The organism is Streptomyces sp. NPDC050658 (assembly GCF_044457025.1).
GTDB lineage: Bacteria > Actinomycetota > Actinomycetes > Streptomycetales > Streptomycetaceae > Streptomyces.
In genome coordinates, this window is sequence record NZ_JBITGM010000013.1 from 17,665 (window position 1) to 37,425 (window position 19,761).

Annotated in this window: 19 protein-coding genes; 6 read left to right on the forward strand and 13 right to left on the reverse strand. The window is 71.9% G+C overall.

Annotated elements, in window-relative coordinates:
• Positions 1–26: 26 nt before the first annotated feature.
• Positions 27–545: a flavodoxin domain-containing protein gene (locus ACIBKX_RS34110; RefSeq protein WP_363274436.1), complete on the reverse strand. Its 519-nt coding sequence runs from the start codon at positions 543–545 to the stop codon at positions 27–29.
• Positions 546–561: 16 nt separating this feature from the next.
• A complete protein-coding gene (locus tag ACIBKX_RS34115; protein ID WP_363274437.1) occupies positions 562–1,293 on the reverse strand; it encodes a CBS domain-containing protein in 732 nt (243 codons plus the stop codon).
• 466 nt (positions 1,294–1,759) lie between these two features.
• On the opposite strand from ACIBKX_RS34115, the gene ACIBKX_RS34120 reads away from it, so the two are divergent.
• The 3 genes from ACIBKX_RS34120 to ACIBKX_RS34130 all read left to right on the forward strand — a co-directional run bounded on the left by ACIBKX_RS34120 (position 1,760) and on the right by ACIBKX_RS34130 (position 4,540).
• The gene (locus tag ACIBKX_RS34120) at positions 1,760–2,614 is read left to right on the forward strand and encodes a universal stress protein (protein WP_363274438.1); all 855 of its coding nucleotides are present in this window, start codon (positions 1,760–1,762) and stop codon (positions 2,612–2,614) included.
• A gap of 94 nt (positions 2,615–2,708) precedes the next feature.
• Entirely contained in the window at positions 2,709–3,494 is a 786-nt protein-coding gene (ppk2, locus tag ACIBKX_RS34125) for a polyphosphate kinase 2 (protein WP_363274439.1), read from the forward strand.
• A complete protein-coding gene (locus ACIBKX_RS34130) occupies positions 3,491–4,540 on the forward strand; it encodes a universal stress protein (protein ID WP_363274440.1) in 1,050 nt (349 codons plus the stop codon). Before ppk2 ends, ACIBKX_RS34130 begins: the two co-directional genes overlap by 4 nt.
• 34 nt (positions 4,541–4,574) lie before the next feature.
• On the opposite strand, the gene ACIBKX_RS34135 is transcribed toward ACIBKX_RS34130, so the two are convergent.
• Together ACIBKX_RS34135 and ACIBKX_RS34140 are read right to left on the reverse strand one after the other, a co-directional pair.
• On the reverse strand, positions 4,575–5,753 hold the full coding sequence (locus tag ACIBKX_RS34135) for an acyl-CoA dehydrogenase family protein (protein WP_363274441.1): 1,179 nt from the start codon (positions 5,751–5,753) through the stop codon (positions 4,575–4,577).
• A 137-nt stretch (positions 5,754–5,890) separates the two neighbouring features.
• Positions 5,891–6,502: a hypothetical protein gene (locus ACIBKX_RS34140; protein ID WP_363274442.1), complete on the reverse strand. Its 612-nt coding sequence runs from the start codon at positions 6,500–6,502 to the stop codon at positions 5,891–5,893.
• 341 nt (positions 6,503–6,843) lie between these two features.
• Here ACIBKX_RS34140 and ACIBKX_RS34145 point away from each other — a divergent pair, with 341 nt between their 5' ends.
• Positions 6,844–7,611, forward strand: a complete 768-nt coding sequence (locus ACIBKX_RS34145; protein ID WP_363274443.1) for a hypothetical protein — start codon at positions 6,844–6,846, stop codon at positions 7,609–7,611.
• Between the two features lie 101 nt (positions 7,612–7,712).
• Here the strand turns inward: ACIBKX_RS34145 and ACIBKX_RS34150 are convergent, their stop codons facing one another.
• Positions 7,713–8,777, reverse strand: a complete 1,065-nt coding sequence (locus tag ACIBKX_RS34150; RefSeq protein ID WP_363274444.1) for a helix-turn-helix domain-containing protein — start codon at positions 8,775–8,777, stop codon at positions 7,713–7,715.
• Positions 8,778–8,993: 216 nt separating this feature from the next.
• Between ACIBKX_RS34150 and ACIBKX_RS34155 the strand changes: the two genes are divergently transcribed.
• Positions 8,994–9,479: a hypothetical protein gene (locus ACIBKX_RS34155; RefSeq protein ID WP_363274445.1), complete on the forward strand. Its 486-nt coding sequence runs from the start codon at positions 8,994–8,996 to the stop codon at positions 9,477–9,479.
• Positions 9,480–9,597: 118 nt separating this feature from the next.
• On the forward strand, positions 9,598–11,043 hold the full coding sequence (locus ACIBKX_RS34160) for an SPFH domain-containing protein (RefSeq protein WP_363274446.1): 1,446 nt from the start codon (positions 9,598–9,600) through the stop codon (positions 11,041–11,043).
• A 154-nt stretch (positions 11,044–11,197) separates the two neighbouring features.
• Here ACIBKX_RS34160 and ACIBKX_RS34165 read toward each other — a convergent pair whose 3' ends face one another.
• The 8 genes from ACIBKX_RS34165 to ACIBKX_RS34200 all read right to left on the reverse strand — a co-directional run bounded on the left by ACIBKX_RS34165 (position 11,198) and on the right by ACIBKX_RS34200 (position 19,630).
• Positions 11,198–12,109, reverse strand: a complete 912-nt coding sequence (locus ACIBKX_RS34165; protein WP_363274447.1) for an N-acetyltransferase — start codon at positions 12,107–12,109, stop codon at positions 11,198–11,200.
• Between the two features lie 82 nt (positions 12,110–12,191).
• Complete coding sequence (locus tag ACIBKX_RS34170) at positions 12,192–13,349, reverse strand: MFS transporter (RefSeq protein ID WP_363274567.1); 1,158 nt, start codon at positions 13,347–13,349, stop codon at positions 12,192–12,194.
• 105 nt (positions 13,350–13,454) lie between these two features.
• The gene (locus tag ACIBKX_RS34175; RefSeq protein WP_363274448.1) at positions 13,455–13,889 is read right to left on the reverse strand and encodes a VOC family protein; all 435 of its coding nucleotides are present in this window, start codon (positions 13,887–13,889) and stop codon (positions 13,455–13,457) included.
• A 47-nt stretch (positions 13,890–13,936) separates the two neighbouring features.
• Positions 13,937–14,383: an SRPBCC family protein gene (locus ACIBKX_RS34180; RefSeq protein WP_363274449.1), complete on the reverse strand. Its 447-nt coding sequence runs from the start codon at positions 14,381–14,383 to the stop codon at positions 13,937–13,939.
• Positions 14,384–14,528: 145 nt separating this feature from the next.
• The gene (locus tag ACIBKX_RS34185; protein WP_363274450.1) at positions 14,529–15,710 is read right to left on the reverse strand and encodes an acyl-CoA dehydrogenase family protein; all 1,182 of its coding nucleotides are present in this window, start codon (positions 15,708–15,710) and stop codon (positions 14,529–14,531) included.
• A 3-nt stretch (positions 15,711–15,713) separates the two neighbouring features.
• Positions 15,714–16,940 carry a CoA transferase gene (locus ACIBKX_RS34190; protein ID WP_363274452.1) on the reverse strand — a complete coding sequence of 409 codons (1,227 nt, stop codon included), beginning with the start codon at positions 16,938–16,940 and terminating at the stop codon, positions 15,714–15,716.
• Complete coding sequence (locus tag ACIBKX_RS34195; RefSeq protein ID WP_363274453.1) at positions 16,930–18,606, reverse strand: acyl-CoA dehydrogenase family protein; 1,677 nt, start codon at positions 18,604–18,606, stop codon at positions 16,930–16,932. The genes ACIBKX_RS34190 and ACIBKX_RS34195 overlap by 11 nt, the downstream gene beginning before the upstream one ends.
• Positions 18,607–18,718: 112 nt before the next feature.
• Complete coding sequence (locus tag ACIBKX_RS34200; RefSeq protein WP_363274454.1) at positions 18,719–19,630, reverse strand: LysR family transcriptional regulator; 912 nt, start codon at positions 19,628–19,630, stop codon at positions 18,719–18,721.
• Positions 19,631–19,761: the final 131 nt, after the last annotated feature.

Here is a 19,761-nt window from a genome sequence, read left to right on the forward strand (position 1 = left end):
GGGGCGACTGCCGGTCCACCATGACATCAGCGTCCGTCCCGTAACGCGAACTCGTCCCGCAACCGGGCGCCGATGCCCTGCGCCCAGGCGGTGATCTGCTCGAAGTCGCGGAAGTCACCCCCCTTGCCGGACTTGATGATCATGCGGGCAACGCGGCCCCTCGCGCCTTCCCGGAGGCAGCCGCCGAAGGTGATGTGCTCCTTGGCGTTGATGCGGATGAGGATGCGGCGGACGAAGGGGACCGGCGGGATGTCGCGCTCGCTCGCCGACGGGTCGAGGGGCCCACTGCTGAAGAGCCACACCGGCCGCTTCGCCAGCGACTGGGCGTGGTGGCCGACGAACCGGCGGGCGTCCCTGTGCCAGCGGCCCCCGTAGATCGGGCTGCCGAGCACGACCGCGTCGTACGACTGGACGTTCCCGGCCGCGGAGATCTGCCGCATGCCGGGTTCCAGGCCCTCCTTGCGCAGGACTTCCGTGATGGTGCGGGCGATCTCGGCCGTGGACCCGTTCTTCGTCGCGTAGGCGACGAGCACCTTGATGGTCATGGCGATCTGTCCCTTCTCACAGCTTGCGCAGCCAGTCGTCGGCCACGCCCCGCAGAGCCTGGTCGGTCGGCTGGAGGTGGGAGTCGTCCAGGCGGTGGCTCAGCTTGTTCACGACGGCGACGACTCCGTCGACCTCACGCGCCATGTGCAGCGCGACGGATACCTCGCTGCGGCGCTCCAGGCGTCCGTCGAGGGTCACGACGCCGTTGTGCACGCTGATGGTGACGGCCCCGGGTGCCAGCCACAAGGTGCGCACCAGGACCTCCTCGATCACCTCGTGGCGGATGTCGTCGTCCGGGCGCAGAAAGACCTGGAGCAGGTCGCGCCGGGTGACGATGCCGACCAGGCGTTCCTCGTCGTCGACGACGGGCAGCCGCTCGACCCTGTCCCGGGCCATGCGGCGGGCGCCTTCGGCGATGGTGTTGTCCGCGTGCACACAGACGGGCGGCGTGGACATCAGCCGGCCCGCCGTCCGTGCCGTGGCCTTGGACCGGCCCCTGCGCGCGGCGGCGGTCATCCGAGGCATCCTGAGGCGGCGCCGCCTGCGGTACGGGTCGGGTGCCTCGACCTCGCGGACGAGCAGATCCGTCTCGGAGATCACCCCGACCACCTTGTCTTCGGCGTCGATCACGGGCAGACCGCTGATGCGGTACTCGGACAGGAGCCGTGCCACCTCCTTGAACGGTGTGCCGTACCGGACGCTGACGACGTCACCGGTCATCACGGAACCGATCTTGCTGTGCTTCATGTCTGCCTCTCCTCCTCCGCGCAGTCCGTGCAGTCCGTGCAGTCCGTGCAGTCCGTGCAGTCCACGCAGTGCGTGCCGTCCGTGCAGGGTCCTCCGAGGGCCGGCCGACCCCACGTGGTGTGCGCTCCCAGGCGGCCACCCCACTCAGCCACGCGCAGCAGCACTCCGGTGCCGCACGATGTCGTCCGTCGGGCCGTGCTGCCACTGTGCGGAGGCCGCAGCAGCCCCGGTAGGGGCCGAATGTCCCCCAGCGGGGCCCGTTCGCCTCTCCCCCGGGCGGCCTCCTCTGTGGAACGGTCCGAAGCAGAGCCCCTCCAGGGGCCCGCCCGAAGGCGGTGTCACCGTGGACGTGGCCCCATCGCACGGAGTGCCGCCGCGCCGACGCGGCGGGGTCGGGGGGTGGGCTCCCGTACGCGGAAGAAGTCCCGAAGACTGATTCGCCGACCGCACCGCGGAGGTGCGCACCATGCCCGCACAGCGAACCATCACGTCAGGCATCGACGGCTCGCCCGAGAGCCTCGCCGCCGCCGACTGGGCGGCTCGCGAAGCCCTGCTCCGCGACCTGCCGCTGCACCTCGTCCACGCCTATGACCAGCCCGCCGAGCCAACCCATCTGCCGGAGATCGAAGTCCCGCTCGACCGGGAGCGCGGCGCCCTCGACCGCGCCGTCCTGCGGCTCTCCGACGCCTGTCCCGCCCTCGGCATCCTCGACGAGCCGGTCAACGGACCTCCCGTGCAAGCGCTGTTGTCGGCGGCCGAGTCCTCGGCCCTGCTCGTGGTCGGCTCGCGCGGCTTCGGCGCGCTGACCGGCGCCCTGGTCGGATCGGTGGCCCTGGCCGTCGCCGCCCGGGCCGTCTGCCCCGTCGTGCTGGTGCGGGCAGTCGAGCACCCCGACGGCGGACGAGAGGGCCCCACAGCCCCATCGGAACGCCCGATCGTGCTCGGCCTCGACGTGGAGCATCCCTGCGACGAGCTGCTGGAGTTCGCCTTCCGCACGGCAGCCGTCCGTCACGCGCCCCTCTGCGTCATGCACACGTGGACCATTCCTCTGGTGCCCACCGCCGACGCGACGGACCCCGCATCGGCGAAGTCCCGTACTCTCTCGGCCGCACTCACTCCCTGGCGGCACAAGTTCCCCGGGACCCGGGTCACCGAACGGCTCGTGCGCGGCCTTGCGGGGCACCATCTGGTCGATGCGGCCTCGCGGGCCGATCTGCTCGTCGTCGGCCGACGAGTACCCGCCGGGGGACGCCTCGGACCTACCGCGCACTCGGCGATTCACCGCGCCAAGTGTCCGGTCGCGGTCATTCCGCACAGCTGACCGGCCCCTTCCCCGCCGGAGGCGACACATCCCGGATTACTCCGTAATGTCGTCATGGGACAGAGGAGTTCGAGTCCGAAGGCGGTGCGCGGACATGAAGAAGGGTCCCTACGAGCACGAGCTGTACCGCCTGCAGACGGAGCTCGTGAAGCTCCAGGAGTGGGTGAGGGCCGAGGGCGCGCGCCTCGTCGTGGTGTTCGAGGGGCGCGACGCGGCGGGCAAGGGCAGCACCATCAAGCGCGTGGCGGAACACCTCAACCCCCGTGTCGCGCGCATCGTCGCGCTGCCCGCGCCCACCGAGCGTGAGCGCACCCAGTGGTATTTCCAGCGGTACACGGAGCATCTCCCGGCCGCGGGCGAGATCGTCCTCTTCGACCGAAGCTGGTACAACCGCGCGGGTGTCGAGCACGTCATGGGCTTCTGCACCAAGGCCGAACATCAGCGCTTCCTCCACCAATGCCCCCTCTACGAACGGCTGTTGACCGAAGACGGCGTGCTGCTGCGCAAGTACTGGTTCTCGGTGAGCGACACGGTGCAGGAGCAGCGATTCCGCCGCCGCCTCGAAGACCCCACCCGCCGCTGGAAGCTCTCTGCCATGGACCTGGAGTCGATCACTCGGTGGGAGGCGTACTCGCGGGCCAAGGACGAGATGTTCGTCCACACCGACATCCCGGAGGCACCCTGGTACGTCGTCGAGAGCGACGACAAGCGCAGCGCACGCCTGAACATGATCGCCCACCTGCTGTCGACCATCCCGTACCGCGATGTCCCGCCCCCCGAACTCAGTCTTCCGCCCCGGCCGCCGAACACCGGGTACCAGCGGCCACCACGTGACCTCCAGTCGTACGTCCCCGATCACGCCGCAGGGCTGGACCGGTGAGCGCTCCTCGCCCGACCGAGCCCGCAACCGCACCCACGCCCATCGTGGTCGGCGTCGACGCGGATGCCCGCCACCGCGGTGCCTTGGCATGGGGCGCCGACGAGGCCCGGCGGCGCGACCTGCCGCTCCGCCTGGTCGTCGCCCGCGTCGAGTCGGCCCGCAGAGGCCTGTCGGCACCCATGCGTCTTCGTGGCGGCGGACGGACCCGCGCCCTCCCTGACTCCGCGGAACAGACGCTCCGCGAGGCGATCGCCTTCGTGCGGAACCGGCACCCGCACCTGGAGATCTCCACGTTGCTCACGCCGGATGCGCCCGTGCCGGTGCTGTGCGCCCAGACCCGCACGGCCGCGGCCGTCGTCCTCGGCCCACTGTCATCGGGGAGCCGGGAGGCACGGTTCACCGCGGCCGACGTCGCGCTTCCGGTCATCGCACGCGCCCACTGCCCCGTGGTGGTCGTGCCCGACCCCGACCACTCCGTCAGACGGCGGCCGTTCTTCGTCGTGGGCGCCGACATCGGCTGGGACGGCCGCCGCCATTCCGCGGCAGCCGTCCACCATGCCTTCGAGGCAGCCGCCCGTCACGGTGCGGCGCTGCGGGTCCTGTACGTGTGGCGCCCTCCGCTCCTCGGCGTCCTGGACGAGCGGGCGGCCCTGCGGGAGTGCCGTCGCATCCTGGCCGAGACGGTGGCGGGCCTCCAGGTCGCTCACCCGACCGTGGCCGCGCACCACGCGGTGGTCCGCGGTCACACGGCCCAGGTACTGACTCGCGAGTCCGCACACACGCTGGGCCTCGTCGTCGGCACCCCCGGTCACGGCCGCCGGACCGGCCGGCTGTTCCGTTCGGTCCTCGACCGGGCGCTTCGCCGTGCCCGATGCCCCGTTGTCGCCGTACCGAGGTCGGTTCCGTACCACCGCCCGCAGCGGCGACCTGGCGTCAGCCGCCTTTCGCGTCTGCCACGGAGAGCCGTCAGGCGCTGCATCCGCCCGCTCACCCGTCTCGTCCTGGCCGGCGGGCTCCTGACCGGCGGGTCCTGGCCGGCGGGGTGAGTCCCGAGCGGCTCCGGCCCCCTCCCCCGAATCGTCAGGTCAAGTCGAGGAAACTCCACCGGGCCTCCGGCTGAGCGCCGCTCAGCCACCTGCCGCAGTTCTGGAGCACGACCGGGTTCGACGTGATGTGCTGCGTGCCCGTGCCGAGGTCGCGCAAGAAGCGGTCGACCGGGCCGCGTCGGATCGCCGCCGAGCCTGCCCAGCGGTGCACGGTGCGGCCCACCTCGTGCACGGTCGACGTCGTGTGGTTCAGGACGAGACGGATCAGCGTGTCCTGCTCCGTGGTCGGCAACGCGCCCTGGTCCAGGGTCTGTTCGATGTCCTGCCAGACTTCGTTCACCCAGGCCTTGGCCGCCCGCAGCCTCGCCTCCGCCGTCGCGAACTCGGCGTGGAACTGCGAGGTGTCGACCGGGGCACCCCGCGAACCGGTCCGCGCCGCGGCGATCCGCTTCAGCTCGTCCAGGAGTCGGCGGCCTACGCCGAGGGCCCAGCCCGTGTGCCCGATCGCGGACATGTTGACCAGGCCGATGCGGTAGATGGCGCCGCCGTTGACCGGGGTGTCGGTGGTGGCCACGTAGGTGTACTCGTGCGGTACGTACACATCGGTGCAGTGGTAGTCGATGCTGTGCGTCGCGCGCAGCCCGAGTACGTCCCAGTTGCCGTCCAGGACCACCTTCGACTTCGGCATCGCGAGGACCCGCAGCTCACCGGTGTCCTCGACCTGGATCGCGCTGTGGATGTGGGTGGCGTGCGCCATGCCGGAGGCGAACTGCCACTGGCCGCTGACCCGGTAGCCGCCCTTCTCGGGGACTGCCCGGCCGGGGCGCGTGCCGTGCCCGGCGAGCAGCGCGTACTTCCCGTTCGGCACGTCCGGGAAGAGTTCGGCCGCCGCGTCCCCGGCGAGATACGCCGCGGTGGTCCCGGTCACCATCTGCAGCGCGAACATGGTCCACCCGGCCGAGGCGTCGTGGTAGCTCGCCCGCTCCACCGTCTCGATCAGCTGCCGCGGCGCGAACTCGTACCCACCGAGGCTCAGCGGCAGCTCGGCCCGTACGATCCCCGTCTCGAGCAGCGCCCGGGCCGTGTCCTCCGGCAGCCTCCCCAACTCCTCGGCGGCATCGGCCCGTTCATCGAGCATCCCGCCGAGCGCGTCGATCCGCTCCAGCACCCCCGCCAGTTCGGCACTGACGTGCAGCCGCCCCTTGTCCCCCATGAAATCCCTCTCCCTGTGGCCTGTCCCCCGATCGTCTCACGCACGCCGGACATGCCGGTCCGGCGACTCCAGGCTCCAGGACTCCAACGCGCCCTAGATGCCCGACTGTTGACGTCAGAGGCGTTCTTGCGCCGCAGTCACTCCGAGCCCTCCCGGCCGTCGGCCCGCATGGCAGCCGCCGCCTTGCGGTCAGCCTGCGCCAACCTGCGATCCCTGCGTGCGGCCCGGCGGTCCGCACCGGCGGAATACCGGTCACGCAATGCCGCCCGTCGCCCCGCCTGCGCCTCGGACAGAGCCAAGCGGAACTGGGTCCGATCGGTGACGGCCAACTCCCGGTCCAGCTCCGCCTGCTCTCGCAGCGCCACCGCCTCGGGCCCGCCCCAGCCGTTGCCGGAGGCCCGCCGGGGCATCACCTGATAGAGTCGCGCGGCGGCCAGGAGCAGGTCGTGGAGCCGCTGCGCACCGATATCGGCGGCCCGGTCCAGCTCCGAGGCCTGGAAATCCCGTTGCTCCGCCTCCGCGTCCCGCCGCTCGGCATGAAGGTCGCGCTCGTCGGCCGCCCGGTCTCGGTCCTCAGCGGCCTTGCGTTCTTTCTCCTGGGCGACCTGCAGCAGCGCCGCCTGCGAACTGCGTGCCCACAGGACCGTCGCCAGCCGCCGCGCCGACCTGCTCAGTTCTTGATCCGGGTGGCGCTCCGCCATCTTTTCGAGCAGAGCGACGATCTCACCGACCTCGCGGGCACTCAGCATTCCGGAACTCCAACCCACGCGAAGCCCGGGTGTCGAGGAACGGCTCACCAACCACCGCCGACACGACGTCACCACGCTCGCATGTCCACGTAGATGACGTACGCCTGCCCACTTCGACGCAACCGCATGCAGTTGGCCGGACGGACCGGCACGATCGCCGTCAAGAGTCCAAGCCCGACCTCCCGTTCGTCCATGGCGCCGGTCGCCGGTCGCGCCTATTAGTTCGGTATCGGGAAACACCTGCACCCGTCGCCACCAGCCCCCCGGGTGGCAACGGGTGGCAACAGGCGGCAATGGCTCCTCTCCCCCACTCCTCCCCCCACTCAAGGGAGCAACAGGACATGTCACGAGTCACGACTCTGCGCCGAAGTGCCCTGCCCGCCGGACTAGCGGCAGGGCTGCTACTCGCCCTCTCCCCCACGCCGGCCGGCGCCGCCGTGGGCGGCGGGAACGTCCTGGTCAACTGGTCGATCCCCGGCACCCCGTCGGCAGGTCTGACCAACATCACCTTCCCCATCACCGTGAACCCCGCCACGGCCCACAAGGCGGGAACCTACTTCGCCCAGCAGTACGACTTCGCCGACGCCATGGGATACACCGGCCTCCAGCCACGGGAGAACAACGGCGACACCGAGCGGCTGTCCGCCCGCTTCTCCACCTTCACCGCCGGAGCGAGCACCTCCGACCCGCTCTGCCACGAGGGCGCGGACGGCGGTCCCGGAGTCACCTGCGCGGTGGACTTCGACGGCGTATACGGCCATCGCTACGACATCAAGGTCGAACGGAGTGGCACCGACACCTGGAAGGGGACGGCGACCGACACCGTCACCGGCAAGTCCACGCACCTCGGGGCCTGGACGCTTCCCGCGGGAAGCGGCAACCTCCAAGGGTCGCAGGTCGGGTTCGTGGAGTACTACGCCGGAATCCCCAGCTGCGCCGAGATGCCCCGGACCGACGGTGTCTTCGGCGGCCCGACCTCGACCGACGCGGGCGGCCTGAGCGGTACGACCAGGGCCAGCCACGAGTACAGCGACTGCGTCGGCGAATCCGACTACCACGCCGAGGACGACGGATCGGGAACGCACGTCACACGGGGCTTCGTCTCCTGAGGACCGGCCGTCCCCTGATCACCGGCCGTGTCCCCTGATCACCGGCCGTCCCCTCATCACCGGCCGTCGCCTGATCACCGCCCCTGGACGGGTGGTCGTCGTCAGAACTTCTGCGCCGGCCAGTCCAGCAACCGCGCCCCGATCACCGCGGTCTGCAGGGTGTAGCGCATCACCGGGTCCGCCGGGTCCGCTCCGGTCAGCTCGTGGATGCGCTGCAGTCGGTACGTGAGGGCGCGCACGCTCAGCGAGAGGCGGCGGGCCGCTTCCGCCGCCACGCAACCCGAGTCGAAGTACGCGGTGAGCGTGTCGAGCAGCGGCTGGGGACCGCCGCGGGCGCGCGTCAGCGGGCCGAGGGTGCTCAGCACAAGATCCGCCATGGCCTGCCGGTCGCGTGTGAGTACGGGGTAGACGAGCAGGTCGGCCGCCAGCAGCACGGGGTCGTCGAGTTCCAGGCGCTCGGCCAGGTCGAGGGCGTTCAGTGCTTCCTCGTACGACTGGACGACGCCACCCGCGCCGGGCTGCGGGCGGCCGATGGTCACCCGCCCGCCGCCGGTCGCCGCGAACGCCTGCTTGGCGAAGTACCGCAGCACCTCTTCCTGATCGCCCGGCGCGATACACACGAGGCGGCCGTCCTTGGTGGTGAGCAGAATGCTGCGGTCGCCGAAGCGGCCGATCAGCGCCTGCTCCACTTCGCGGGGCACGGCGTCCCCCTCTTCGTAGGTGACCGTGCCCTGCGCGACCGCGACCGCGTGCGCGTACGAGAGCAGCAGGCCGAACCGCTCGGCGCGCTCGGCGAGCAGCCCCAGGTCACTGCGTCCGTACAGCAGGTCGTCGATGAACTCCCGCCGCGCCGCCTCCTCTTGGCGTACGGCGAGCCGCTGGGCCCGCTCATAGCCCTCGGCGAAACCGTCGACGGCCTGCTCGACGGCGGCGAGCACCGCGTCGCTGGAGGCGGGACCGGCCTGCACGGGCCAGTGGGCGCGGGTCGCCGCCAAGTGGGCGCCCACCAGGGCGCGCAGCCCGAGGCCGGCCTCGGCGGCCCGCTTCCCCAGGGTGCGGCGCGCGTCCAGTTCGTCGCGGGTCAGCCTGCGGCCGGTCGCCGCGGCGTCGGTGAGTATGCGGGCATACCCCTCCAGGAATTCCTCGGATACCCCACCTGCTGCCATGCCCGCCCCTGATTCCCTGATTTCCTGATGCATTGTTAACGCTGTCAGCGCCCCTTTTTACCGCATCGTCCGGGATCGGGTGTCCGGGCGCCGCGGAACGGCATCAACGAACCGTAAAGATTGCCGGAACCAGGCAATGTGCGCCGTCCGTTTCCCGTGCGACGATCCCCTCCCACCGAGACATCCGGCAGGACGGCACGACGGGGAGGTGTTCCGGTGACTCTGTTTCTCGGACTCGGCATCGCGGGAATCGCGCTGCTGGTCCTCACCCTCGTCTTCGACGGGGTACTGGAAAGCCTCTTCGACGGGCTGCTCTCGCTGCCGGTCGTCGCCGGGTTCGTCGCCACGCTCGGCTTCGGCGGCGCGATCGTGCTCGGCACCACCGGGCTCGGCGCCGGCACCGCCGCCGTCACGGGGGCGGCCGCCGGTGTGGGCGCGGGCTGGCTCACCTGGAAGGGCAGCCGGGCCCTGATGCGGGATCAGACCGCCGCAACGCCGCGGGGCGACGACCTCGTGGGCACCGCGGGCTCCGTGGTCACCGCGATCCCGGCCGACGGGTACGGCGAGGTGCTGCTCCAACTGGCGGGCCAGCCGGTGAAGTTCTCGGCCAGGAGCGCGGTGGAGGTATCGCGCGGCACCGAGATCTGGGTGGAGTCGGCGCTTTCGCCGACCTCGGTCGCGGTCCGCCCCGTGCAGCGCTGACCGCCGTCACGGCGCCGCGTTCACGTCCGACATCGCTTCATTCACGTCCGACATCGCTTCATTCACGTACCACGTAACCGATCTGCCGTCCCCCCGGGAGGCAGAGGGGGAATTCACCATGAGTCCAGTCCTGGCCGCCGTCATCGGCCTCATCGTTCTGCTCGTCCTGCTCGCGCTCGTCGTCGTGACCCGCTACAAGGTCGCCGGGCCCAGCGAGGCCTTCATCGTGACCGGGCGGCGCGGCAAGAAGGCCACCGATCCCGACACCGGAAGGATCTTCACCGACAACAGCGGCCAGAAGGTCGTGGTCGGCGGTGGCGTCTTCGTCGTGCCGTTCGTCCAGCAGAAGTTCACGCTCGACCTGTCCTCGCGGCACATCCCGATCTCCGTGCGCGGCGCGGTCACGCTGCGCGGGGTGAAGGCGAACCTCGAAGGCGTCGCCATCGTGAAGGTGGGCGGCACCGAGGACTCCATCCGTGCCGCCGCCCAGCGGTTCCTCGCCCAGCAGGGCGGCATCGTCGGCTTCACCCAGGAAGTGCTCTCCGGAGCGCTGCGTTCGATCGTGGGACGGATGTCGGTGGAGGACATCATCCGTGACCGCGCGGCGTTCGCCGGGCAGGTCGCCGAGGAGGCGGAGGCCAGTCTCTCCGGGCAGGGCCTGGTCCTCGACGCCTTCCAGATCCAGGACATCACCACCGAGGGGTCCTATCTGGAGGATCTCGGACGCCCGGAGGCCGCCCGCGCCAAGCAGGAGGCCGACATCGCCGAGGCAGTCGCGCGGCGCGCGGCCGAGGAGGCCCGGCTGAAGGCGGCGGAGGAGATCGCCGTCGCCGAGCGGACCTTCTCCCTCAAGCAGGCCGAGATCAAGGCCGAGACCGACGAGGCCGCCGCGCGTGCCGGGGCCGCGGGACCGCTCGCGGAGGCGGCCCGCCGGCAGGAGGTCCTCGCCGAGCAGGAGAAGGTCGCCGAGCGCCAGGCCGCGCTGACCGACCGCGAGCTGGACACCAAGGTCCGCAAGCCGGCCGACGCCGCCCGCTATCAGGCCGAGCAGGAGGCCGAGGCCCGGCGTATCGCGCTGGTCAAGCAGGCCGAGGCGGATGCGGAGCGCGCGCGGCTCACCGGTGAGGGCGAGAAGGCGCAGCGCGGGGCACTCGCCGACGCCGTACGTCTGGAGGGCGAGGCGGAGGCCGCCGCGATCGGGGCGAAGGGGGCCGCCGAGGCGGAGGCCATGCAGAAGAAGGCCGACGCCTTCGAGCGGTACGGCGACGCGGCGGTGCTGCAGATGCTGGTGGAGGTCCTGCCGAGCGTGGTCGCCAAGGCGTCCGAGCCGCTGAGCGCGGTGGACAAGATGACGGTGATCTCGACGGACGGGGCGAGCCGGCTGTCGCGGACGGTCGCCGACAACGTCGCCCAGGGCGTCGAACTCCTCAGCTCCACCACGGGAGTCGACCTGGCCGAGCTTCTGAAGGGGGTGACGGGCGGCCAGTCCGCCGCGCAGGCGAGCGCGAGCGCCCCGTCCGCCCGGCTCAACGGCAAGATGGACAAGATAGAGGTGACGGACTGACCCTGCGCCCCGGCCGCGCCGACGCTTCAGGCGCCCGACCGCCACGCGCTACGGCGGTCGGGCGCTTCGGCCGTGCGGGCACCGCGTTCCTTCCACGACACCGAGCTGGAACGTGCCCGGCCCCGAGGAGCCGACGGCTCCGTCCTGTCCGGGGTCACGTCGAGTGCTCCCAGCCGCGATCGGTGCGGGTCAGTTCCTGGAAGCCCGCCGTGAGCAGCAGGTCGATCGCCGTCTGGTCGGTGGACCTCTCGTACGCGATGAGGCGGTCCGCTCCGCAAAGGCGGAGCCAGTGGGCCGCCTGGCCCAGCAGCCAGTGTTCCAGGGCCTGGCCGTGGTGGGTCCCGGCGATGTGCAGGTTGCCGATGTCGGCAAGGCCCGTGGGGCGGGTGTGGCGTTCCGGGCGGGACAACGCCGTGTCCACCTCGATGTAGCCGAGCGGTTGCCCGTCGGCGTACGCGGTGCAGCGTGTGCCGGATTCGCCCAGCGTGCGCTCTGCCGTAACTCCGGGGCGGGGCTCGGGTGCCGGCAGGTCGGACGTGTGGGCGATCAGGATGACCTCCGTGTCGCCGACGTGCCGGAAGCCCGCGTCTTCGTAGAGGGCGCGGATGTGCGGCCAGTTGCGGGGCAGGCCGTAGACGGCGGGGGCGGGCAGGTCGCCGGAGGCGTGGCGGGTACGGACGTTCCAGCGGGCCAGCTGGGCCAGGCAGGCGGACATCAGGAGCTGCGCAGCCTCGCCGGAGTCCGGCCAGAAGGAGGCCGCCGGGCGGCAGACGAACCAGTTGATCCCGCCCGCGTCGCGGTAGTCCTCGCCCACGTCGGCATGGGCGCGGTAGCGCAGCAGGTGGGCCGCGGCCACCACGGAGTGGCGCTGCTCGGCGACGAGGGTGACCCGTTCGGCCACCCAGGAGTCGGTGATGAACTCGTCCGGCTGCCGTTCCAGGCTGCTGAGCACGGTGTTGACCGAGACGGAAACACCGGGGACGACGGCGGCGACGTGCTGGTTGACCAGTTCGGTGAGCTGGTCGCGGTCGTCGCGGTGGAAGGGGCGCACCGTGAGTGCGGGCATGCGGGGCCTCCGGTCGGTAAGTCCTGTCGGGAGGCCGCCATGCGATGCGGTATGCCGAGAAGCGTACACACCCGGCCCCCGGTCATGCCTCCGCTCTGCGCGGCTTGGCCGATCGGCGTCGCCCGGAGGTGAGGGTCAGGAGCGCGGGGACGGCCAGGAGGAGGGCGAGGGCCGCGTAGCCGTAGGTGAGGGTCGCCGTGGTGGCGATGGCGGCGACCAGCAAGGGGCCGCCCGCATCTCCGAGTTCACGGCCGAGTTCCGCCGAGCCCATGGTCTGGCCGAGCCGTTCGGGCGGGGTGCCCGCGGCGAGGGCGGCGAAGCCGAGCGGGGTGATCAGGCCGGTGCCACAGCCGATGAGCGCGGCGGCGGTCAGGACGCCGGCCGGCCCGGAAAGCGTCGCGGCAGCCAGGCCGGCCGCCGTGATCAGCAGCCCTGCGCCGAGGCCCGTACGGGTGCTCAGGCGCCCCGCGTCCAGCGCGCGCCCCGCCTTGGGCTGGACGAAGGCGGCAGTGGCGGCCAGTACGGAGACGGCGGCGCCGGTCGCGACCGTGCCCAGGCCCGCCACCGCCCCCGACACGGGCAGGAAGCCGACGCCGACGGAGAGCGCCGCGGTGGCGGCGGCCAGCGCCGCGGTGGGGGCCAGGAAGGAGCGGTCGGCCAGGCGGCGGGCCAGATCGGCCACGGTCTGCCGCGACTTCGGCAGCGGCGGCACCGCGGGCACGGCGAGCGCGGCCCATCCGGCGACCACCGCCGCGCAGGCCGCCATCACCGCGAACAGCAGGCGCAGCCCGCCGGCCCAGACCAGGACGCCGCCGAGGAGCGGGCCGAGGGTGTAGCCGATGGACTTGTAGAAGCCGTAACTCCCGAACGCGCGGCCGTGCTTGGCGGCCGGGTTGAGCCGGGCCACCAGGGCGGAGGCGGACGGGGAGAAGGCGGAGGCCGCTGCCCCTTGGCCGAGGCGCGCGGCCCACAGCCAGCCGGGGCTGTCGGCGATGACGTACAAGAAGGAGGCTGCGGCGAAGGCGACGAGACCGCCCAGCAGGACGGGCTTGGCTCCGACGCGGTCGGCGAGCGTACCGAAGACGGGCTTGAGGACGACCTCGGCGCCGTCGTAGAGGGCGAGCAGTCCGCCCAGGACGAGGAGCGAGGTGACGGCGTCCTCGGAGGAGCCACCGAGGGTGGCGGCGATGCCGTGGGCGCCGAACGCGGTGGTGAACCCCGCCGCGTACAGCGGCCACATGGCCCGCCGGCCCCGCGCCCTGCCTTCGTCGAGCGTCACGGCGATGAAGGTAACAGCTGCCGCGTCCGCGGATCACCGCCGCTCCCAGCCACCGTGCCCGGTACGTCAGTCGATGCAGAACTCGTTCCCCTCGATGTCCAGCATCGGAATGCACGCTTCATCCCCGTCGTACAGCGTCTGTACGTGCACCGCCCCGAGCGGCTCCAGACGTGCGCGCTCGGCCTCCAGCACGGCGAGGCGCTCTTCGCCGACGAGTCCCGTGCCCACCCGCACGTCGAGATGCACCCGGTTCTTGACCGCCTTCCCCTCCGGCACGCGCTGGAAGTACAGGCGCGGGCCCTCGCCCGACGGGTCGACGCAGGCGAACCAGGCGTCCCGCTCCTCGGGGGGCTGCGTCTGCCAGTACTCGTCCCACGTGGCGGAGCCCTGCGGTGGCGGCGGCACGACGTAGCCCAGGACCTCGCACCAGAAGCGGGCGAGGCGCTCGGGTTCCGCGCAGTCGAAGGTGACCTGGAACTTCTTGATCTTCGTCGCAGTCATCGGGTCACCGTAGGGGACGGCTGCCGCCCGGCGGAACTCCGGGGTGCTCAGAGCCGCTCGCCGTGCTCCCGTACCGCGATCCGCGCCAGCTTCGTCAGCATCATGCCGTTGCGGATCGCGACCAAGTAGTCGACGGGGAGCCCGTGCATCCTGGTGCCGGGGCCGCGCAGGGGATGCCACTCCAGAAGAAAGAGGGTGTGCCCGCCCCAGGGGATCAGCGTCATGGCGATCCGGGCCGCGCCGAGCGAGCCCGCCTTCGCCTCCAGTTCGAGGCGGCGCCCCGGCTCGCAGATGCGGACGACACAGGTGTCGTCGAGGGTGAGCCGGCCGACGCCCACGCGGACCCGCAGCCGGGCGCCCACCGCCGGCCAGTGCGGGTCCACGGCGAGGACTTCCTGGGTGCCCGTCACCCACTCCCCGTACCGGTGGCCGTCGGAGAGCAGGCCCCACACCTCGGAGGGCGGGCTCAGGATCAGGCTGCGGTTCCGGGACACGGCGACCACGCTCCTTCCGGTCCCGATATTTACCACCGCGCCGCCCGAGCCGCCCTCCGGGACGGTGGATCGAGTGACCCCGGCCGCCCTCAGCCGCCCCCGACCGCCGCCGACCGCCCCCGACCGCCCCCGACCGCCCCCGCCGTCAGCGGAACGCCGCGTGGCCGGTCAGGGCCTGGCCCAGGGCGAGGGTGTGCATCTCGCTCGTGCCCTCGTAGGTCAGCACGGACTCCAGGTTGTTGGCGTGCCGGATCACCGGGTACTCGAGGGAGATGCCGTTCGCGCCGAGGATCGTGCGGGCCGTGCGGCAGATCTCGATGGCCTCGCGTACGTTGTTCAGCTTGCCGAAGCTGATCTGTGCCGGGTGGACACCGGTCGGCGAGTCCTTCAGGGCGGCCAGGTGCAGGGCGGTCAGCGTCGCCTTGTGGAGTTCGAGGGCCATGTCCACCAGCTTCTGCTGGGTCAGCTGGAAGCCCGCGATCGGCCTGCCGAACTGCTCGCGCTGCAGGGCGTAGTCGCGCGCCGAGCGCCACGCCGAACGCGCGGCGCCCGTGACACCCCAGACGATTCCGTACCGCGCCTCGTTCAGACAGGTCAGCGGGGCGCCGACGCCGCGTGCCCCGGGGAGCAGGGCGGCGGCGGGCAACCGGACGCCGTCCAGGACCAGTTCGCTGGTGACGGAGGCGCGCAGGGACATCTTGTGCTTGATGACGGGGGCCGAGAACCCGGGGGTGTCGGTCGGTACGACGAAGCCGCGTACGCCGTCCTCCGTGCGGGCCCAGACGACCGCGACGGCGGCCACCGAACCGTTCGTGATCCACATCTTGCGGCCGTCGAGGATCCAGTCGTCGCCGTCGCGGCGGGCCCGCGTGGTCATCGACGCCGGGTCGGAGCCGTGGTCGGGCTCGGTCAGGCCGAAGCAGCCGATCGCCGTGCCCTCCGCCATCCGCGGCAGCCACTCCCGCTTCTGCTCCTCGGAGCCGAAGCGGTGGATCGCGAACATGGCGAGCGATCCCTGTACGGACACGAAGGAGCGCAGACCCGAGTCGGTCGCCTCCAGTTCGCGGCAGGCGATTCCGTACGCGCGGGCCGACATCCCGGCGCAGCCGTAGCCCTCCAGGTGCATGCCGAGCAGGCCCATCTTGCCGAGTTCGCGGGCCAGTTCGGGCAGGCCGGGCAGTTCGCCGGACTCGAACCAGTCGGCGATGTGCGGCTCCACCTTGTCGTCGAGGTACCGGCGGACCGTGTCGCGCACGGCGCGCTCCTCGTCGGTGAGCAGCGCCTCCAGGTTCAGCGGGTCGACGGCGTCGAGGGCGGGGAACGGCATGGTTCAGGCTCCTTGTGCGTCATGCGGGTGCTGCGGGTGGTCGAGCAGTCGGTCGATCTCGGCGTCGTCGTAGCCGAGTTCGGCCAGGACGTCGCGGCTGTGCAGGCCGAGGGTGGGCGGTGCGGTGCGCATGGCGGGGCGCTCGCCGCGGAAGCTGACGGGGAAGGCGACCTGCCGGAGCGGGCCCACGTCCGGGTGGTCGACCTTCTGGACCATGCCGAGCGCCTCGGTCTGCGGGCAGTCGTAGACCTCGTCGAGCGAGCGGATGGGGGCGACGGGGACGCCGCGCGGCTTGAGCAGCGCGCACCAGTGGGCCACGGTCTCGTCGACGAGGACCGCCTCCAGCTTGGCGTTGAGGGCCGTGCGGTGCGTGACGCGGGCGCGGTTGGTGGCGAAGCGGGGGTCGTCGGCCCACTCGGGGTGGCCGAGGGAGTCGCTCAGCCGGCGGAACAGCGCGTCGCTGCCGACCGCGATCACGAAGTGGCCGTCGGATGCCGGGTAGGCCTGGTACGGGACGAGGCTCGGGTGGCCGGAGCCGAGGCGGGACGGCCGCTCCCCCGTGGCGAAGTAGCCGGTGGCCCAGTTGATGTGCAGGGCGAGCTGCGACTCGTACAGGGAGGTCGTGACGTACTGGCCGCGTCCCGTGCGCTCCCGCTCGACGAGGGCCGAGGTGACGCCGATGAGGCCGAACAGGGCGGCGCCGAGGTCGCCCATCGCGTAACCGGCCTTGACGGGCGGCCCGTCCGGTTCGCCGGTGAGGGACATCAGGCCTGCACTGGCCTGGGCGACCATGTCGTAACCGGGTTCGTCGCGCAGGGGGCCCGTGTCGCCGAACGCCGAGATGTGCAGCAGGACCAGGCGGGGGTAGCGCTCGCTGAGCACACGGTAGTCGAAGACATCGGCCAGGGAGCTGCCGGGGCGGAAGTTCTCCACGAGTACGTCGGCGTCGGCGAGCATCCGGTGGACGGCCTCCTGTCCCCCGGGGGACTTGAGGTCCAGGGTCACCGAGCGCTTGTTGCGGTTGGCCGCCAAGTAGTAGGTGGCGTCGGGGCCGTTGAAGGGCGGGCCCCAGGCGCGGGTGGGGTCGCCGCCGCGCGGGTGCTCGACCTTGATGACGTCGGCGCCGAGGTCGGCGAGGGACATCGTGACGTAGGGGCCGGCGAGGATCTTGGAGAGGTCGACGACCTTCATTCCGGCCAGCGGGGACGCGGGGCGGGGCTCAACGGGCATGTGCGGGGGCCTCCTTGGCCGTGGCGAGCGGGATGCTGCCACCGTCGGCCAGTTCGTTCAGGTGGTCCAGGGCGGTGCGGGGCAGCGCGTCGGGGTCGTCGAGGAGCGCGGTGTAGGCGCGGGCGACGAGCAGCGCGCGGCCGTCGCCGGTGGTCCGCTCCGCGTACTCGGCCTGGTCGTACAGGAGCGTCGCCATGACGGTGCGGGTGAGGGTGTCGGCGTACCGGGCGATCGTCATCTCCTGTTCGTCGGCGGGGAGTTGGAGGAGGGCTTCGCCCCGCTTGCGGAGGGTCTCCCAGCGGTCCTTCGTCGGGCCCCGGCCGCCGTAGGTGTCGGCGAGGGTGCGGTGTGCGCCGTGTCGGCGCATGCAGCGCAGCACGTCGAGGGCGATGACGTTGGAGGAGCCCTCCCAGATCGAACCGAGGTGGGCGTCGCGCACGAGCCGCGGGTTGACCCAGTCCTCGATGTAGCCGTTGCCGCCCCTGATCTCCATGGCCTCGCCGGTGACGGTGCGGGCGCGCTTGCAGAGCGTGTGTTTGGCGAGCGGGGTGAGGACACGGACCAGCGCGCGGGCCCCGGCGTCCCCCTCGTCGGCGGCGGTGAGCCGCGCCGCGGATTCGAGCACCAGGTGCAGGGCGCCTTCCGTGTCGAGGATCAGCGGCAGGAGCGTGGCGCGCATCAGGGGCTGGTCGAAGAGGGGTTGACCGAAGACGTGGCGTACGCGGGTGTGGTCGACGGACTCGCGGACGGCTCGGCGCATCAGGGCGGTGGCGCGCATGGCGTTGGAGAGCCGGGAGACGTTGAGCATCTCGGCCATCTGCCGGAATCCGTCGGTGAGTTGACCGACGGGGGTCGCGTACGCCTCCTCCAGTGTCACCTCACCGCTGGCGATGGAGCGCGAGCCGAGCTTGTCCTTGAGACGGTCGACACGGATCGCGTTGCGGGTGCCGTCGGGGCGCAGCCTCGGGACGAGGAACATGCCGAGGCCGCGGGTGCCGTCGCCCTGTCCGGGGACGCGGGCCAGGGTGAGGATGACGTCGGCGGCGGGGTTGGACGCGAACCACTTCTTGCCGCTGAGCGTCCAGTGCGGGCCCCGGTCGGTGGCGACGGTCTCCGTCAGGCCGACGTCCGTACCGCCCTGCTTCTCCGTCATGAACATCGCGCCGGTGGACCGCAGTCCGGGGTCCGTGGAGGTCAGTGCGGCGATCTCGGCGGCGTACCGCCCGGGGTCGAAGAGGCGCAGGACGCGGGCGGCCGAGTCGGTCATCGACAGCGGGCAGGCCATGCCGAACTCGGACTGTACGTAGAGGTAGGAGAGGGCGTACTTGACGGTGTGCGGGATCTTGGTGGGCCAGCCGTGGACGCCGCTCCGGTGGGACATCGCGGCGAGCCCGAGGCGTTCGTAGGCGATGGCGGCGGCGCGGTCGTGGGCCGGGTGGTACTCGATGGCGTCGACACGGGTGCCGTCGGGGGCGTACGGGATCAGCCGTGGCGGGTGGGCGTCGGCGAGCGCGGCCTGCCGGTCGAGTTCGCCCGCGGCCAGCTCGCCGAGCTCGGCGAGCAGCGGCTCCACGCGGGCGCGGTCGTCGGCGGAGAGGAGACGGTCGAGGAGGGGACGCAGGACGGGGTCGCGGTCGGCGAAGTTCATGGGCGGCACGGTGGGCACGGACGGCTCCTGAAGGACGCACTGCGTGGCGGCGGATCCGTGGATCACTCTGCCCGCCGCCATTAGGAGCTGTCCAAGACCAATGGCCGAGGCTATTGAGACGCCATCCAGCTCAATCCTGTCCCGGTGCGTCGTCCGGTACCGGGAGTACCTCCTCGACCACCCGCAGCACCGCCTCCAGGGCCGCCGAGCGGTTGCCGGTGCGCCAGCCGAGGGCGATGGGCAGGACCGGGACGTCGTCGCCCGCGAGGGGGCGGAAGACGACGTGCTCCAGGTGGATGTCGCGGGCCGAATCGACGACGACCGCGAGGCCCACGCCCGCGCCGACCAGGGCCAGCATGTTGTACGAGTCCGGCGCCTCCTGCGCGATGCGGGGCGCGAAGCCCGCGTCGTGGCAGGCCTGCACCATCGCCTCGCGCACGGCGGACTCGCGGGACAGCGGGAACGTCACGATCGGCTCGCCGGCCAGCTCACGCACCGGGACCTCGGAGCGCGCGGCCAGCGGATGGCTGTCCGGCAGGGCGAGCACGAGCCGCTCCATGCGGACGACGTGGGCGGTGATGCCGCGCCGCACCGGCAGCGCGACGAAGCCGAGGTCGAGCGTGCCGTCGGCGAGGCGGCGCAGCGCCTCGCCCGTGTACATCTGGCCCTCGAGGACGAGTTCGATGCCGGGGAGCCGGGAGTTGACGGCGCGGGTGAGCAGCGGCAGGACCGAGTAGCTGCTGGCCCCGGCGAAGCCCAGGCTGACCCGGCCGATCTCGCCCAGGTGCGCGGCCCGCACCGTGCGGCGTACCGCCGATGCGTCGGCGAGCAGCCGCCGGGCCGGTTCCAGGAGCGCCCGGCCCGCGGGGGTGAGGCGGACGGTGCGGGTGGTGCGGTCGAACAGCTTGACGCCGAGGTCCCGCTCCAGGAGCTTGATCTGCTGGCTCAGGGGCGACTGGGCGATGTGCAGGCGGTCGGCGGCGCGGCCGAAGTGCAGTTCCTCGGCGACGGCGACGAATCCGGAGAGGTGTCTGAGCTCCACGCGGTGACGATACGTCGCGGGCGGCCGGGGCCCGGGACACGGCCCGAGCGCGCTGCCCGCGCCCCGCCGCCGAGAGGTATGCACCCTTCGCCGGAACCGCCCCCGAAATTGCCCCCGGCAATTTGCCTGAG